General features: G+C 41.1%; 15 protein-coding genes and 1 pseudogene. 8 read left to right on the forward strand and 8 right to left on the reverse strand.

Features of this window, described 5'->3' with window-relative positions:
* Positions 1 to 21: 21 nt before the first annotated feature.
* Positions 22 to 330: a YkgJ family cysteine cluster protein gene (locus KP803_RS14765; protein ID WP_248009623.1), complete on the forward strand. Its 309-nt coding sequence runs from the start codon at positions 22 to 24 to the stop codon at positions 328 to 330.
* Between the two features lie 279 nt (positions 331 to 609).
* Here the strand turns inward: KP803_RS14765 and KP803_RS14770 are convergent.
* Positions 610 to 861: pseudogene (locus tag KP803_RS14770) on the reverse strand (hypothetical protein).
* A gap of 178 nt (positions 862 to 1,039) precedes the next feature.
* Between KP803_RS14770 and KP803_RS21940 the strand changes: the two are divergent.
* Both KP803_RS21940 and KP803_RS14780 read left to right on the forward strand, forming a co-directional pair.
* Positions 1,040 to 1,243, forward strand: a complete 204-nt coding sequence (locus KP803_RS21940; RefSeq protein WP_282437298.1) for a DUF1289 domain-containing protein — start codon at positions 1,040 to 1,042, stop codon at positions 1,241 to 1,243.
* A 687-nt stretch (positions 1,244 to 1,930) separates the two neighbouring features.
* Positions 1,931 to 3,667, forward strand: a complete 1,737-nt coding sequence (locus KP803_RS14780; protein WP_248009624.1) for an Ig-like domain-containing protein — start codon at positions 1,931 to 1,933, stop codon at positions 3,665 to 3,667.
* A 65-nt stretch (positions 3,668 to 3,732) separates the two neighbouring features.
* Here the strand turns inward: KP803_RS14780 and KP803_RS14785 are convergent, their stop codons facing one another.
* Positions 3,733 to 4,830 (reverse strand): mechanosensitive ion channel family protein, encoded by a 1,098-nt coding sequence (locus tag KP803_RS14785; RefSeq protein ID WP_248009625.1) that lies wholly within the window; start codon positions 4,828 to 4,830, stop codon positions 3,733 to 3,735.
* Positions 4,831 to 4,980: 150 nt separating this feature from the next.
* Positions 4,981 to 5,427, reverse strand: a complete 447-nt coding sequence (locus tag KP803_RS14790; RefSeq protein ID WP_248009800.1) for a DUF2850 domain-containing protein — start codon at positions 5,425 to 5,427, stop codon at positions 4,981 to 4,983.
* 362 nt (positions 5,428 to 5,789) lie between these two features.
* On the opposite strand from KP803_RS14790, the gene ppnP reads away from it, so the two are divergent.
* Both ppnP and KP803_RS14800 read left to right on the forward strand, forming a co-directional pair.
* Positions 5,790 to 6,071, forward strand: a complete 282-nt coding sequence (ppnP, locus tag KP803_RS14795; protein ID WP_248009626.1) for a pyrimidine/purine nucleoside phosphorylase — start codon at positions 5,790 to 5,792, stop codon at positions 6,069 to 6,071.
* A gap of 266 nt (positions 6,072 to 6,337) precedes the next feature.
* On the forward strand, positions 6,338 to 6,613 hold the full coding sequence (locus KP803_RS14800; protein WP_248009627.1) for a hypothetical protein: 276 nt from the start codon (positions 6,338 to 6,340) through the stop codon (positions 6,611 to 6,613).
* Here the strand turns inward: KP803_RS14800 and KP803_RS14805 are convergent.
* The 4 genes from KP803_RS14805 to KP803_RS14820 all read right to left on the reverse strand — a co-directional run bounded on the left by KP803_RS14805 (position 6,594) and on the right by KP803_RS14820 (position 11,710).
* Entirely contained in the window at positions 6,594 to 7,766 is a 1,173-nt protein-coding gene (locus tag KP803_RS14805) for a GGDEF domain-containing protein (RefSeq protein WP_248009628.1), read from the reverse strand. The two genes, KP803_RS14800 and KP803_RS14805, sit on opposite strands and share 20 nt — an antisense overlap.
* 280 nt (positions 7,767 to 8,046) lie before the next feature.
* A complete protein-coding gene (locus tag KP803_RS14810; RefSeq protein WP_248009629.1) occupies positions 8,047 to 9,198 on the reverse strand; it encodes a DUF3541 domain-containing protein in 1,152 nt (383 codons plus the stop codon).
* Positions 9,199 to 9,300: 102 nt separating this feature from the next.
* Positions 9,301 to 9,837 (reverse strand): GNAT family N-acetyltransferase, encoded by a 537-nt coding sequence (locus tag KP803_RS14815; protein WP_248009630.1) that lies wholly within the window; start codon positions 9,835 to 9,837, stop codon positions 9,301 to 9,303.
* A 352-nt stretch (positions 9,838 to 10,189) separates the two neighbouring features.
* Entirely contained in the window at positions 10,190 to 11,710 is a 1,521-nt protein-coding gene (locus KP803_RS14820) for a DUF3612 domain-containing protein (protein ID WP_248009631.1), read from the reverse strand.
* 243 nt (positions 11,711 to 11,953) lie between these two features.
* Here KP803_RS14820 and KP803_RS14825 point away from each other — a divergent pair, with 243 nt between their 5' ends.
* Entirely contained in the window at positions 11,954 to 12,514 is a 561-nt protein-coding gene (locus KP803_RS14825; protein WP_248009632.1) for an aldolase/citrate lyase/malate synthase family protein, read from the forward strand.
* 91 nt (positions 12,515 to 12,605) lie between these two features.
* Entirely contained in the window at positions 12,606 to 13,139 is a 534-nt protein-coding gene (locus KP803_RS14830; protein ID WP_248009633.1) for an ATP:cob(I)alamin adenosyltransferase, read from the forward strand.
* A 117-nt stretch (positions 13,140 to 13,256) separates the two neighbouring features.
* On the opposite strand, the gene malK is transcribed toward KP803_RS14830, so the two are convergent.
* Complete coding sequence (gene malK, locus KP803_RS14835) at positions 13,257 to 14,378, reverse strand: maltose/maltodextrin ABC transporter ATP-binding protein MalK (protein WP_248009634.1); 1,122 nt, start codon at positions 14,376 to 14,378, stop codon at positions 13,257 to 13,259.
* Between the two features lie 784 nt (positions 14,379 to 15,162).
* Here malK and malE point away from each other — a divergent pair.
* A complete protein-coding gene (gene malE / locus KP803_RS14840) occupies positions 15,163 to 16,344 on the forward strand; it encodes a maltose/maltodextrin ABC transporter substrate-binding protein MalE (protein WP_248009635.1) in 1,182 nt (393 codons plus the stop codon).
* Positions 16,345 to 16,369: the final 25 nt, after the last annotated feature.

Raw genomic sequence — 16,369 nt, forward strand, 5'->3', positions numbered from 1 at the left:
ATAACGACCTTTAAGACCGCTATGACTATACCAATAAAGAATATAACTCAAGAAGAGCAAGAGCCTGAGGTACTGTGTTCAAACTGCGAAGCTTGCTGCTGCCGGTTAGAAGTCGTCATTCTTACTGATACAGGCGTACCAGAGCATCATATCGCGTATGATCAGTGGGGTGGTGAGACCATGCTTAGACTTGATGATGGCTGGTGCTCAGCAGTCGATCGTGAGACGTTGATGTGCACGATTTACGAAAACCGCCCTTTGATTTGTCGAGAGTTTGAAATGGGATCGTATGAGTGTCGCGATGAACGAGAAGCTATTTTAGGAAAATAGATTAATCTCAATCATTAAAATACCCTTTAGGTCTATCCAATTCCCCTTCCTTTTTAAATTTATTTGTTTCAATCAAATCTACTTTTCGACATCAGCGTTTACACTTCTTTTGTTAAAAGGAGCAATAGAGCATGTCTGAAGAAACCGAAATCATTGCAACATTGGAAAGCTATGCAAGCGCTTATTGTGATAAGGATATAGAGGCGCTAATAGCTATTTTTGATGCTGGGATGGTATATCACGAGTAGGGACAGGGGCCGATGAACCGTGTCTCAGCTATTAAGCGGTGATTCGACTATTCCTTATCAATTCGCGTCGAGCGTTCTTACATAGCTTCCCAAAACGATAGAGTTCATCAAAAGTCGGTGGAATCTTTTGGTCAACTTGGTGTTACCAGTAGAAGAGCTCATCATCGACCAATTCCATCAACTTGCTGGGGCAGCCGACACAGCTGTTATCAAAACCACATTGGAAGGTATCAGATTGATAAAGCAGAAATTCTTTTATTACGGCATCGATAATTTGTTGCATTGCCGTAATACGATCTAGCTTTTTGTCATCATTTGGCTCATCAGATTAAAGCGATCATTCTAACTGCTTTTCTTTTGATACCGATGGCTAAAGGGGGTTATTTACTGTTGCTCTATTATGCTTCTGATTTAGACAATCCTGCTAACTACATCTAACTTCTGAGTAGCGGGAGACTGAAATGAATAGACCTAAACCGATAATCAAATCAAGTTCAAAGCAAGGGAGAATAGAATCGCCTTGCATTCGTCACTGCTGTTTAAATGATGATGATGTTTGCATGGGCTGCTATCGTACATTGGAAGAGATACTTGCCTGGAACTCACTGTCAATGACTCAAAAATTTAAAATAATTAATGAGTGTAATAAGAGGAAGATTAGATAACTCAATATTGAGTCGTATTACCTAAGTTAGTGCGCTCGTTATTATTTCGATATCGAGAGCCAAGTACAGAAAGTATTTAGCCAAGCTGAATCAACCCTCAAATTAGTTAGCGAAGCTCGAAATAGGATTGTATTTGTCACTATTTAGATGACTGATTTGAAAAACGGTGATGCAATGAATTAACTTTAAGATAACTGGTTTACAGAGGGCGGCTCCTAATCGAGCATGTGTGAAAGTGGAGTGACCCCTAACTTACTGGTATAACGCTAGTTATCTTGAGCGTTAGTCAGAATTTAACGACGTCATGTATGAAAAATAGCCCCGAAATTCTAAAAATTGAGTAATTATTGCGATTCGTTGATCTTGGTTCGAAAGTTTTACCTATCTTTCAGGAGTAGCTCTTTTTTAGGTGATTTTGAGCCAGAAAATTACAATTAATTCGTGTTATCTATATTTAGCCAGCTATCTGTTTAAATTAAAAAACAACCTATAAGTCAAACCTGTGTCAAACCGATTTATTAATCATATGTATTGCTTGTTTCTATTTACTTTTAAAATGTATGGTGATGAATATTTATAATAATTTAGCCCTAATCTATTTGGCTCTTTGATAAGAAATTAAGCTAACCATTAGTATAACCGTTGTGTAATGAGTGGGTCTAACATATAACAAAGGTGATAATTTTAATGAATGGTTTACGTATTAAAGCGACGGCGATAATCGCGGGTTTTATGATGGTATTAACGGGTTGTAATTCTGATGAAGCGACCAGCCAGAGCTCTCCTTTAACCCCAGCTTTAGAGTCTATAGAGGTTGCGGTTGATGCGAATAGTCTCCTGAAAGGGACAAAAAAAACAGTTGTGAACCCGGGGGCAAACTTAGCGGTTATTTCTACAGGTAGTTTCAGCGATGGTTCTACGAGCGACTTAACAGAGAACGTACAATGGTATGTTGATGATCAAGCCGTTATTCATGAGAATGGAAAAATTACCATACCGAGCCATGCGAATGGGCTTGTTACGGTGAATTCAAAGCTAAATGCAGTGAAATCTAATACGGTAACTTTAGAAGTTAACCATTTGCCTCTGACTTCTTTGACGGTTATGGCAAATGGTGCTCAATACGAAAAAGGTGCAATGCAGCAATACACAGCTCAAGCCATTTACGTTGATGGAACCTCTGCAAATGTTACTGACCTTGTGGATTGGTCTAGTTCTAATAGCAGTAGCACTGTAATTAATGATGAAGGCTTTGCATTCTCGATCGCTTCTGGAGAGAGTGGCATTTCTGCGAGTCTTGCAGGGATCATTAGCGATAATGTCATACCTCATATTGCTACAGAAGAGCAAGTTGCTACAGATACTGACGTTGTCGGTGTAGTTATATCAAATGGTAGTGCGACTATTAGTGTGAATGACACGTTTAACTATCGCGCTGTCGCAGGCTTTACCAATGGTGATTTACGTGATGTCACGGATGAAGTGACTTGGCATAGCAGTGAACCTTCGGTTGCTGATATCGTTTCGAATGGTACCGCTACAGGACTGAAACATGGTAAGACCGAAGTTTCCGCTTCACTTGGCGGTCAACACAGTGACCCTGGTGCATTGAGTGTTGTAGGTGATAATGTTCATGACACGATCGCTGATCTATGGGTATCTCCAGACAACGCTACGGTAGCAGTAGGTGAAAATCGTAACTATATGTCACGAGTGTTCTATTTGGATGGCACAAGTGAAAATGTCACAGACCTAGTGGGTTGGGTGAGTACGAATGAAACGGTTGCGAACATTTCATCAAAAGGAACAGCTACAGGCCTTATTGAAGGTGAAACCCAGATCTTTGCAACGCTAGATGGTTTTGAAGGTAAGCCGGTAACATTAAATGTTGGTATTAGTGATGTGGTCGAAATCACGATAGGTACCACCTCTCAAAATCTGCAAACAGGAAAAACTAAACAACTTAGTGCAATCGCACACTATAGCGATGGTACTACCGAAGAGATTACTGATATTGTGACTTGGAACGTAGGGATGCCAACGACCTTAGCAATAGATAATAGTGGTTTAGCTACAGGCTTAAAAGCGGGCTTTTCGAGCATTTATGTAACACTTGATGGTGTCAGAAGTGCAACGATGCTGCTTTACGTAAGTGATTCTAATATATTAGCACTGGATATAGCTCCCGCTATGCCAGTAATGAATATCGGTAACTCGGTACAAGCAGTTGCAACGGTATTCTATTCATATACAGATTATGAGAACGTGACTAATCGATCTGCTTGGACTAGCAGTAATCCTTCAGTCGTTACCGTCGATCGTAACACTGGTTTCATCGTTGCCAAAGGCACTGGAACGGCGGAAATACATGCGGTTTTTGATAATACGATCAGCGATCAGCCGATTAGCGTAACAGTAGAGTAATTTAAGTTTTTACTGAATGCTTAAGAGCCGTACATCTAATGGTGTATGGCTCCATTTGTAACTCATTACTGCTTTATCGCTAGGTCACTGACGCCAGCATAGTCAGGATCAACTCTGAGGGTTTGAGTTGGGTACGCGATATCAGCGTCATGTTTATGAACAATGGCCAAAATTTGCATCAACACATCTTGTTTCACCTCGTGAAAACGAATCCAGTTGACTGTTTTAGTGAAGGTATACACCATCAAATCAAGAGAAGATGAACCAAACCCGTTGAAATTAACGATTAGTGTTTGAGTGTTATCGATATCAGGATGGTTTTGCAGCATCGATTTAATCTCTTCAACGATTAACTCAAGGCTTTTGCTGTCTTTATAGCGAATACCAATATCTTCTTTAATTCGACGGTTAAGCATTCGCGAAGGGTTCTCAACGACGATGCTACTGAACACTGAATTTGGAACATACAAAGGTCGTTTATCAAAGGTTCGAATAATGGTCATGCGCCAACCAATTCTTTCAACGGTTCCTTCAATTTGACGATCAGGTGAACGTATCCAGTCACCTACTTTAAAGGGACGGTCGAAATAGATCATCATGCCACCAAAGAAATTTGATAGTAAATCTTTAGCGGCTAAACCAACGATCAAACCACCGACACCACCGAAGGTTAGTAGTCCCGATAAACTTAAACCAAAGGCTTGCATACTTGTGAGTAAACCGATGGTGACAAAGAAGAGTCGTGCAACCTTGGCTATCGCCTGAACCGTTGTTTCGTCACGTTTCTTTTGGTTTAGTACGTATATTTCTACGTTATGAATAAGTCTGAGTGTTATCCATACGAATATACTAATAATGAGTATGAGTTTCAGCGTATGCAGCCAATTAAGCTGACTGTCAAAGTGCTCTTGAAGAAAAACGCTAAGAGAAATGGTGGCAGGCCAACACCAGATAAAGGTACTGACAGGTGTTTTAAGAGCACTTAAAGTAAGGTTATCCCATTGAAAAGAGGTTTTTTCGGTAAGAAGCTCTAAACGGGAGTAAATAATACGCCAAGCAACCCACGCGACTAAACTCGCAGCAGTAATGAAGTAAATACTGTTTCCTTCACTTTGCAGTAATGTTTGTGCAAGAAGCTGCACTCGGCTGATAAGGTTGTCCATAGATAGCGTCTATATTGATAAAGTCTGTAATGATTATAAAACGATCTTAAGGTTTTAAAAATCAAACAATTAAATTATACAATATTAGTTAACTTGTTCGAAGAAGAGTGTGAGTTTCACCTCACTTGCTTTTTGTATTGATAATCAAATTTATTTACTTTTATTAAAATGTTCGGATAAAGCTGCTCTACGGTTTTTACCTGCACCTGCACTTCCTGTATCTACAGTGTGCTCGTAACCTTTTTTAATGAATCGCTTAACGGGCCCACTTGGATGGATACGCTTAATCTGAGGAGAATTTGGTGTTCCGGCTAATTGATAAATGAACTCGCCTTTCCCTGTCTGTAGGTTAATTTGCTTGCCGTCAAACTCAAACATTGTAGAGATCAATCGTTTATTGCGAAATACTCCCTCAGCAGAAAGAACGAGAACATCGGTGTCATAGCTAGGGGTGCCAATCTCAATCCAACTGCCATAAACATGCTTTGGGTTTACGTACTCTTGATAACTAAAGTAGGTGAGAGAAGCAAAAGACAAGCCTAATACCGTTAAGACCGATATCAATGCTGTTTTAACCAGTTGTTCTCGGCTGAACATGGGCTGTTGCTTTTTTTTAGGAGTTGTCTTTGTTGACCGTTTCCCTTTTACTACTGCCATGCCATACCTGCTTAGAGTCTAGTGAAAAGTTAGGTTGTACCATATTTCAATATCAATCAAACGATGCATGGCAAAATATGATCTTTAGCCCAAAAGAACTAGTTAAATAATAGATTGAAAACCACTTTTAGGTTGAGTTTATTCATTGGTGTGATGGCATGTTATCGAGACAATTGTTTCAACGAATTGAAAAGACGTTTAAAACCTGCTTGAGATAAAGTCTAGAATTAGTTAAAACATAAAGTGTTCAAGAGAAATGGGTAGTATCTTGAGTAATTATTAATGATTATAGGGACGTAGGAATGATCGACGTAAATGAGTATTTCGAAGGTAACGTAAAGTCGTTGGGCTTTTCACTCGATAATGAGAAAAGCAGTGTTGGTGTAATGGCGATTGGAAGCTATACGTTCGGTACCGCGGCTCCGGAAAAGATGACCGTAGTCAAAGGGGCATTAGCGATCAAGCGATCTGATGACACAGACTGGGTGACGTTTTCTTCAGGTGAGGCTTTTGATGTCATTGGTGACTCTTCATTTGATGTGAAAGTATCAACTCCTACTGCTTACTTGTGTGAGTATCTATAGCCTTGCGGATTTTGAGCGTCTAAAGTATTGTTTATCAGTTAAGAAACTCAATAGATTTCTCTTCGATGACTCTCCTTCGTTGGGAGTCTATTGAGGTATATCGGAAATAATTTACGCGAATTTAGATGTTAACTTGGCGAGAAAATTGCCTAATCTTAAAGATAAATATTGAATTATATGAGCTAATTCAAGTTGTTTGAATATTGACTTACTACACTATACTTAGTGTATGAGAGTAGTTTCATTCAGCTTTATAGGGGGAGATTATGGCTGTTGTACCAAAACATTCAGACGCTCAACGTTACGATCCAAGTAAAGAGCTGACGACGGAACAGAGACAGCGTTTTACGGATGTCGCGAATAAAGCCCAACAAAGACGTGAGCAATACGAAAAGAAACCCACTATCGTTTCTGCCGCACGTGCCGCTGCAAGTAGGCAAGTGATTAAAACAAAGAAAGGTGAACGCAATAACGCTAGATATGTTATTTGGCTAATCGTCGTTGCCGCAATTAGCCTATGGGCTATGTATATGGCAGGCTAGTCTTTTTGAGTTGAGTCACTTTGTTATCATTATTTATATTACTACCTACTTGATTGTCTTTTGGGTCATCGTGGTAATAGCAATACTGGTTTTTACCTCGATGTTTCGCGGTATACATAGCTTTGTCAGCACAACGAGTCAGTTCAGGTAAAGTTGTTGCGTCATTAGGAAATAAAGCAGCTCCAACACTAACGGTTAAGGTGTTGATGCGTTGCTCTGTTTTGTAGTTGTCAGTAAATATTTCACACACCCTATCAAGTATTCCATTCAAGTCATTTTTTGTTTTTACATCATATAAAAGAATGACAAACTCATCACCGGCAAAACGAGCTATAGAGTAGTCGTGCTTGTTAGTCTTTCTATCTTTGTTGCGAATATTGTTTTTCAAACGACGAGCAAAGTGTTGTAAAACTCTATCACCCACATCATGTCCATACGCATCATTAATACTCTTAAAATCATCAATATCAATAAAAATTAGTGCGGTTAATGTGCCATTTTCTGGAGGGTGCGCAAGCTTGTCGCTGGCCCAGTTTTCAAAACTCCAGCGGTTAGCAAGGCCAGTGAGCTGATCCATATAGGCCAGATCTTCGATCCCTTCCTTATAGAGACTTTGGATATAATTAACAGCCTTTGCGTAATAGTAAGAAGAAATGTTACAGATTAATAAGATAGAAAATAAACTGAACAAGAGCCGGTCAGTAGGAAATTCTCTAGGTATTAGGGTGTTACCTGGAAAGTTCACTGAAAATAGAATAATTAGATAGAAAGAGCTGCTCAATAGAAGCCCAATCTTAAACTCATTAATGAAGATGATCGCGGCAAGAATAGGGAATAGCCATAGAATTTGGCTAATAATATTCTCCCCATAAAGCAGTTGTACAAGGGCTTGTAGAAGTAAGACTCCACTTAAAATAATTTCAGAGTAATTTGATTTCGGCTGTTTGGACAGGTGACTAACATTGAGTATGACAGCCAGTAAACAGCATAAGTTAAACAAACCGAAAGAATAGTGACTGTGACTAAAGTGAACCATGGAATAGTAGGCTAGAAGAATCCCAACAACAATTGAGGAGATGAGGACGATTCTACGCTTTCTCGACGAGCGTATATTAGCCATTTCCTCTAAATGTCGTCCTACTAATTGGGGCATTACTCTTCACAATTCCTAATTTCACAACCTCTCGATTAAAGCTTAGGTGAAATATAAAAATTTGAAGCAGTTAGACAGAATCTAAACGTGACTGTTATCACAAACATGAATTGATCTTGTGATTGCCATCTGATTTTGTATTTATTTGATGAATACCTCCTGTTGTGCTGAGAATAAAAAGAGTGAATTGGAAGTTAGTGGCTTGGTCAAAATCTTACGCCTAACCCTGATTTGAGGGAGGATGAAGTTTAATAGGGTCTAGATATAGGGATACATAACTTTAAGGAAGCTTAGCTTCAAGACCAAATGGAATGTCATTAAATACGCTATTGTGTTTTCCAAACACTGGCGCTTTATTTGTTGATTGCCAATCTAAGAGCATGATCGCAAGCAGGTTTCGATGCTCTCCATAGCTCAACCCAAATCCACCTGTAGCCGAGGGTATCATCCCCCTTTCAAGGTTGATGGCATTTTGAATAGCATGGCGAGTCTTCTCTACAACCGGGTCGTCATCTAGCCCCGCAAGTAAAAAACTAATACCGACTTCCGCAATAATGTCTTCTTTAGCCCGTAATAAAATGGTATCGATGTTTTGTCGGAAATAGTCGTAGATCCACTGATGGTCGTTTTCTCTAACGGGAACTTGATAATACTGAGAGTCTGCAAAAATAATGTGCGTCATTCCGTAGACTTTGTTTCCAAACTGCTGGGTAGATAAGGCTTTATCCTGACTATCTGGGTAGGTGGCTTTAAACGTATCCGTGAATTCTTTAACCACGTCTTGCTCTTCCAGCTGTCGTAGCCAGTAGACTTGGTTGGCCAGTTGCGCTGCCCATGCTTTTACCATCTCAGGGCTAGTGACATATTCCTTGAAATCGTAGCGGCGTAAGACTTGTCGAAGCTTTTCATCTTCTCGGTGTTTTAGCCCGTACTCATTCGCTCGAGCCATAGAGCCAAGTAGGTCGACGGCTAAGTAAAGATATTCAGGGTGATGAATTGTTGTAGTATAACGGCGAACACTACGCTCATCTTTTTGTTCTCTATAACCAGATAGACGCTTTTCTGAGTAGATGAGGATCTCTTCTGGTGTATTTATCTCCGCCGAAAATGAATTCAGTCTGCTAGCGACTCTAGCCATGTCACTCCATATAGCGGCTTCGTATTTTTTATCCAACGTTTGTCGATACATACGTAGGCCATAATGCCCCTCTTTAAACGCAGATAATGTATACAGTTGTGTTTCATACGTGTGTTTCAGGATCTCTGCGGAGGCTTGATAGCTATTCGTTGGGGAATTGGTAGTAGGGGAATTGGGCTCATTGCTGATTGGTTTAAGCTCTATGGAGTCAGCGTTGACAGAGCGAATGGCAACCATGCTACTAAGAATCGCTGTGGTGACAACGATGCGATTGAGTCCTTTCAATTTGTACATAGTGAGCCTTTCGGGTTTTTCTTTAATCTTATAATTTACCAGCCGTTTTATTGATGGCTGTAAGCATAATGTCAAAGTTTAGTGACAAATTGTCAATAGAGCCTAAGAGTAGTGAATAGATTTATGGTATTCGATGCAGTGAATTAGCTGACCGTTTAGTCGCATGTAATTGCTGCGAGTACGGATTTGATCGAAGGCGTTACGAATAAGTACTTTCTGTGATGCCAGATTATCGCTAGCGGTTAAGGCAATGATCGTTTTTAGCTGGTAGTTGCTTTCACATAACGCTGATATTTCTTTCGTTGCAAGAGTCGTGATCCCTTGTCCAGTTGCCGTTTGAGCAATTCGATAACCGAGGTGAGCAGTTCGCTTATTGAGGTCGATACTATGTAAGTTAATACGCCCTAATAGATGATTGTCGCGACTTTTTATCAGCATGGGGAGCATCTCGTTTGCTCCGTGAAAGTCGAGGCATTCATTGATGTGTTTAGTTATACCCGTTTGAGTGTAAAAGCCATTCTCTCTTGCAGGTATATAAGCTTCAAACCAAGATTGATTCGTTTTTTCAAACTCCAATAGCGCTTGTTTATCATTTAAGGAGAGTAGAGCTAACTTGAATGGCGTCACTTCGGATCTCAATAGAGGGTTCCTTTCAACTTTAGCACGTAATTGGTAAAACAAAGTGTCGCTTGTAGGATTAGACTTGGAATTTGCACTTTGGCACTTGCAAAATGCAACGGTTTTGCATTTTGCAACTTATCTATGCACTAAGTTTGCGTGAAACTGGTTATAATGTCGCCATATGACGCTGTTTTCTACAATTTAAAAGTTGGCACACTAGTTGCTTTATCTATATTGACCCTTCTTAAGCCGAGGGTCACCTAGCCAACTGACGTTGTTAGTGAACACGAGATTTGTTCACAAATATATATAGCCAATCCCCTCGATTTTTGGGATTGGCTTTTTTCTTTCCAAAGTCTAGTTTCTGCCTTTATCCTTCACACTGGTGATAACAACTCGGTTTACGTGGGCATACTGCACCGCGAGAACAAATGACTCTAGCGTCTGACTCTATCCCTCTTTCAATCCAGTTGATGTTCAAGATCTTTGCGATCGTCGTAAACTCTTTTCGAATGTGGTTGGGTATTGCAGCGCTTCCGCCTTGCGATACACATAATGATTTTAGATCTTCAGCGATTGAGCGAGAGTCACCACCTTGTGCATCAATGGCAGGGTTGAGGTCTATTCCTGCACACAATACGCGGTTGTTTCCAGCAGGGTCAGTCATGTTGACTGATTCACAGCAGTAGATTCTAGGTTCATCGCCAACATTTAGGATCGAAATCTGAGCGGAGCTGTGGCTCTTAGGTTCTGAGAGTCTTCTAAATACGGCCCAATGTTGGCAAGGATCATTGACCTTCCGCATATTTCCCCACGGAAGCGGAATGCCGTTTCCTCGATAAACTGCTTTCAGCTTATTTTGTCCGTAAGCATCAAAATAGTGCCAGTGTGGGTAAGGAGAAACCACGGTCATTCTGCGCATTGCGACTGACGGTGAGACCCCTGCTTTTTGGTGCACATCAATTTCATAGCCGCTGCGGTCTAACAGTTGCCTAAAAGGCACTTTAGGGCAAAGTAAAGCGCCAGCAAAGAAGCTTGATTCAAAATCACGCCAGGCTTGTAAAATATCCTGAGAGTTCAACTCTGATGTTGGGTTAGCAGGGCTTGAGGTATCCTCCCAGCTGTTAGTATGACCGACGGAAAGGACACTCTTAAGCCCTTCTTTGCGGTGTAAAATACAGTGCCCAATATACACAGCTAAATCGTACTTAAGCCTAGTCGGGTAATCTCTCAGTATCTCATTGAGGTAGATGGTGCTCGGTGATTCAAAAAAAGAAGTAACGAGTTGCTTAGCGCTTACGCCTAGCTCATCGACGACATCTTGAGGTGTGCGGCTGATCCAACGAATCCTTACTCCTAAGCTTTTGGCAATATCAATCAAATCTTCAATAGCAAGGTTCAGTCTTTTTAAACCAACCTCTTCTGCTGCTCGCTCAAGATGAGGAAAGTGATTTTGATTACTCTCTTGATGAGCACGTATCAAGAGGTGCGCAAACTGTCTTCCGGTAATCCCTGTTTGTGAAAGCATTTCTGGGATGGCAATTTGTAAAATATCGTTCGAAAAAAGAAAACTGGGCTCCAGTGCCATACCGCTGATACCGCCGCGATTTCCTTTATCCGGTGTAATAGCACTTTGTTCGGGCTCATCATCGAGGAACCAACGAGGATCTTTTTGAAAAACTTCGGCAATGACTTCAAGCATATCAACACTAGGGACACGTTTTCCCCGCTCTATCATCGAGAGGTAAGAAACAGAGGGTGCGTACTCAGGGTTAACACGAATGCATCTCGCAGAGAGATCCTCCATAGTTAAGTGGTTGCGTTTTCTCAGGTTTCTAATCTTAGTACCTAAGAAATGGGACTGGCGAACTAAGCTTTTTGATAGAGACATTTTGTAAAATTCACATTGTAAAATTTTTGTTGTGAAATTGTAGTCAAAAATTCGCTAATCTTCCAAGTAAGCAATGTCACATATTTACCGAGAAAGTTAAGTAAATTTTGAATATTTGCTCTAAATGAATTTTATTTGGTAGTAGCAATCAAATTTGGTCGCTAAAAATCGTTAACAAGAGATAACACTGAACTGCTCAACAAACGGTGTCCAAACTTGATTGACCACACAGAGGGAAAGACTATGAATATGCTTAGATTCGATAAAAAAGAGACCACTACAAACAATAAACCGTTTATCGCTGAAGCTGTCTTTGCCGTAGAGACTATCAGCGCAAAACAGCAAAATGAGAAACAAGTGAAAGCGAAGCAGCTTCTCGATAAGCTTTTTCCTCTTGAGCATGGTTCACATCAAGAGGTAAGTGGGTATATGATTGATTACCGTCATATGGTTGCGTACTTCAAAGATGGGTCGCACAGTGGGTTGAAAAATAATAGAAACTTTGTAGCCTACACTGGCGAGAAAGAAGATCCCTCTTCTATTCTGTTTAAAGATGGCAATGGCAGCCACGTAGACGTGTCCTTTGGTTGTCACAAAGGAACGGGTTGTGTTGAGCTAGTTGATATTGATGATATTCAATTAGAGACGTGTACCAACTTTACTCAAGAAATGGTGGCAATGCGTCATTGGGTAAGCTTAGTTCAAGGCGACGAAAAAGGTAAACCAAGTGCGTGCAGTGAAGACAAAGAATATACCGCGAAAAGTGGTGAAGACTACACGTTGGAATATTGCTACAATATTTAATTAAGCCATTGTTTAAAAGCTAAATTATTTTCTAATTATTTAGTAAGCGCTCACTGATAAGTGGGCGTTTTTATTTGTCTAAGGAAAGCGTGTGAAGCCAGTGAGTAAAGCCGACGGCGAAATCTGTTACCCATTTATTTATGAAGACAGTCCTATCTGTGATTTTGAGATCATTACTGATGAACTGTGCAGCCGTATCGGCTTAGTGCTGACTCTGAATCTAGATGAGGTAAGCCGAGATGTTTTGCAGCGTCTACAGCCGAATGTTTATCATTTAAATGGCTCTGTACGTGGCAAACAGGCCATTACGGAAGTAGAATTTGACGAACTCTATGATGACTATAACCATCTACGTACTCTGTTAGATGGCGGGTTTAAAGGGTTTGTATTACCGGGCGGGGATCGCATTGCAAGTGAACTTCATGTATGTCGAACTAATGCAAAGAAAGTGGTGAGAGCGTTGGTCGCTATTGAGCATTCAGGTAAGAAAAGCCCTGATCCTTGCTTATTCCGTTATGCCAATCTCCTCGCCAACGTGATGTATACATTGGCATCCTATACTAACTATCGCTTACAAGTGAAAGAAGTTGAGTTTGTCAGTAAAAGCTACTCAATACCTAAATAGGTCTTATATTTTGGGTTAGCCAAGACGCCGTATCATGGAATCCGATGGAAACGAAAAATCCCCTATGGTCGAGATGACCAATAGGGGATGAATAATTAATGATTTAAGTTGTGTCTCTTACTGAGGAAGGTCGACACCGGCTTCTTGGTGTAGACGACGACATGCATCGCCATTACTATGGAATAGATGGCAACGATGAGCAGGAATACCAATCTCTAGTTTATCTCCCACTTCAACGGCAAGCGTATCTGGTTGGCGATAATTCACATCCGCATCTGCACCTTCTAGGTTAAGGTACACTTGTGTTTCATTTCCGAGTTTTTCAACGATCATCACTTCGCCTTCAATCGTCGCATCACCATCGCAGGCTGTTAATAGATGTTCAGGACGAACCCCTAGTGACATGCGATCACCGCGATTAACGGTTGTACCGTCAACCGGAATCCAGAACGACATCCCATTTGAAAGCTGCACTTTTACTTGATGAGATTCTACCTCATCGATGAAGACACTCATGAAGTTCATCTTTGGTGAGCCGATGAAGCCGGCAACAAATCGGTTTTGAGGGTAATGGTATAGCTCTAAAGGTTTACCTACTTGAGAGACATAACCATCATCAAGCACCACAATTTTATCGGCCATCGTCATCGCTTCAACTTGATCGTGCGTTACATAGATCATGGTACAGCCGAGTTTACGTTGAAGCTTAGTGATTTGAGAACGCATCTGAACTCGAAGCGCAGCATCTAAGTTTGATAGGGGTTCATCGAGTAAAAATACGTTTGGCTGCGATACTAATGTTCGGCCAATGGCAACACGCTGACGTTGCCCACCAGAGAGGGCTTTAGGTTGACGATCCAGAAGATGAGTAAGCTGTAAGATATCGGCAGCGTGCTCAACGCGTTGATCGATTTCTTTTTTATCGGCTTTTGCCAGCTTTAGGCCAAAAGACATGTTATCGAAGAGATTTAAGTGCGGGTAGAGCGCATAGGACTGAAACACCATACCGACACCACGTTTGGACGGTTCTATGTCATTCATACGTTCGTTGCCGATGTATAAGTCACCTGAGGTGATATCTTCTAAGCCCGCGATACAGCGAAGGAGTGTAGATTTACCGCAGCCAGATGGCCCAACAAATACGACGAACTCTCCCTCTTGTATTTCTAGATCAACGTTTTTAGATATCAATACATCGCCATACGCTTTACTTACATTTTTTAACGTGACATTCGTCATCCAGCTCGTCCTCGATCAATCATATTTATTCGTTATTGCCTAAGCCAGAGTAGGGTCGCTAGGCAATAATCATTGTAATTTGGTTAGGTGGTGTACCTAGAGTTGAGATTCGATCACCTTGAACCAAAATAGGTACTAGAGCAAGAAAAAAGGGTGAGGACGCTACTATTGTTTAGATAAAAATATAACTCGATGTTGAGTATGTCACTATCCCATCGTGTTTCTTCACACTAAGCGTACCATCACCCATCAAAACCAATAATCGGTTGCCATCCCCCGTTAATAACGATGTTTCCCGCTCTTGATATAGACATAAAGTGAATACCTATGTAATCAAGAACAAAATGTGAACATCCCTCTAAATAACTGGAAACCAATTCGGTGTTGTAAACCAGAGCTCAGTTTTGCTAAACATCTGGAAAGGGTTCTTACTATCCACTCTTGGATGATGTAAGTCTCTTCGTTTTGGTGCTCTAGTGCATCCTCCTAGGTAAATTTTGTCTGGGGGGAGTAGAAAAGGAGGAGGCTTGGAGGGAGTAGAAATCAAGAAGACGATCTATCTCAAATAAATATGAGTGATGTTAGTGAGAATGATCACATAAAGTCTCTATTTTGTGACAGCGTACACCATAGTGAGTCGTTAAGGATCACGAAAATGCGCCATAATAGCAAGGGCGTAGGGAGTGGGAGGATGAGCTAGAGTGTTTTTTCTAACACTATGTATGTCGAAATACGGCAAACCTCTTGGTAAGCCCTACAACACAAAAATAAAAAGGATATAGACATGAAAAATGCCCTAAGCACTGTAGCGCTAAGTACATTAGTTGCTCTTGGCTCTTTTGGTGCGCACGCTGCTATCGATGAAGGTCAACTAACTATCTGGATTAACGGTGATAAAGGTTATAACGGACTTGCTGAAGTAGGTAAGAAGTTTGAAGAAGAGACGGGTATTAAAGTCACAGTTGCTCACCCTGATGGTCTAGAAGCTCGCTTCCCTCAAGTAGCAGCAACGGGTGATGGTCCTGATATCGTATTTTGGGCACACGATCGTTTTGGTGGTTACGCTGAATCGGGTCTACTGGCTGAGATCAACCCTTCTAAAGAGATCAAAGATGGCATCGTAGACTTTGCTTGGGACGCGGTAAAATACAACGGTAAAGTCATTGGTTACCCAGTTGCAATTGAATCGTTATCTCTAATTTACAACAAAGATTTAGTTCCTAACCCGCCTAAAACATGGGAAGAAGTTGAAGAGCTAAACAAGAAACTTGCTAAAGATGGCAAGTCTGCAATCATGTGGAACCTAAAAGAACCCTACTTCACGTGGCCACTAATGGCTGCTGATGGCGGTTACGCATTTAAGTATGGTGCTGAAGGCTACAACGTTAAAGATGCAGGTATCGCAACAGACGGCGTTAAAGGTTCAATGAACTTTGTTAAGTCTCTGGTTGATAAAGGCGTAATCTCTCCAGATATGGATTACTCAGTTTCTGAGTCTGCATTTAACCAAGGCCAAACGGCGATGACAATCAATGGCCCATGGGCATGGGGTAACATTGAAACGTCTGGTATTAACTACGGTGTGACAACGCTCCCTAAGTTTAATGGTCAAGCGTCTAAACCATTCGTCGGTGTTTTAACTGCTGGTATCAGCACGGCATCACCAAACAAAGACCTAGCGGTTGAGTTCCTAGAGAACTACCTACTAACGAACGATGGTTTGCGTAAAGTGAATGATGACAAGCCACTAGGTGCGGTAGCGCTTAACTCATTCCAACGTGAGCTTGACTCAGATAAGCGTATTGCGGCGACAATGGACAACGCAATGAATGGCGAAATCATGCCAAATATCCCACAAATGAACGCATTCTGGGAGGGCGCTAAGAACGCTATCATCAATATCGTTGATGGCCGTCAGACTGTAGATGAAGCACTGTCTGATGCTGAGAAACAGATGACACGATAATAAGTTCCACCATTAAAGGAGAGGG

The sequence above is a fragment of the Vibrio amylolyticus genome, from assembly GCF_023145695.1.
Classification (GTDB): domain Bacteria; phylum Pseudomonadota; class Gammaproteobacteria; order Enterobacterales; family Vibrionaceae; genus Vibrio; species Vibrio amylolyticus.

Coding starts and splice junctions, on each gene's coding strand:
- KP803_RS14820 (WP_248009631.1), bottom strand. CDS start 11,710: ATGTCTCTATCAAAAAGCTTAGTTCGCCAGTCCCATTTCTTAGGTACT.
- KP803_RS14790 (WP_248009800.1), bottom strand. CDS start 5,427: ATGTTCAGCCGAGAACAACTGGTTAAAACAGCATTGATATCGGTCTTA.
- KP803_RS14805 (WP_248009628.1), bottom strand. CDS start 7,766: ATGCCCCAATTAGTAGGACGACATTTAGAGGAAATGGCTAATATACGC.
- KP803_RS14825 (WP_248009632.1), top strand. CDS start 11,954: ATGAATATGCTTAGATTCGATAAAAAAGAGACCACTACAAACAATAAA.
- malK (WP_248009634.1), bottom strand. CDS start 14,378: ATGACGAATGTCACGTTAAAAAATGTAAGTAAAGCGTATGGCGATGTA.
- KP803_RS14780 (WP_248009624.1), top strand. CDS start 1,931: ATGAATGGTTTACGTATTAAAGCGACGGCGATAATCGCGGGTTTTATG.
- KP803_RS14810 (WP_248009629.1), bottom strand. CDS start 9,198: ATGTACAAATTGAAAGGACTCAATCGCATCGTTGTCACCACAGCGATT.
- ppnP (WP_248009626.1), top strand. CDS start 5,790: ATGATCGACGTAAATGAGTATTTCGAAGGTAACGTAAAGTCGTTGGGC.
- malE (WP_248009635.1), top strand. CDS start 15,163: ATGAAAAATGCCCTAAGCACTGTAGCGCTAAGTACATTAGTTGCTCTT.
- KP803_RS14800 (WP_248009627.1), top strand. CDS start 6,338: ATGGCTGTTGTACCAAAACATTCAGACGCTCAACGTTACGATCCAAGT.
- KP803_RS21940 (WP_282437298.1), top strand. CDS start 1,040: ATGAATAGACCTAAACCGATAATCAAATCAAGTTCAAAGCAAGGGAGA.
- KP803_RS14765 (WP_248009623.1), top strand. CDS start 22: ATGACTATACCAATAAAGAATATAACTCAAGAAGAGCAAGAGCCTGAG.
- KP803_RS14785 (WP_248009625.1), bottom strand. CDS start 4,830: ATGGACAACCTTATCAGCCGAGTGCAGCTTCTTGCACAAACATTACTG.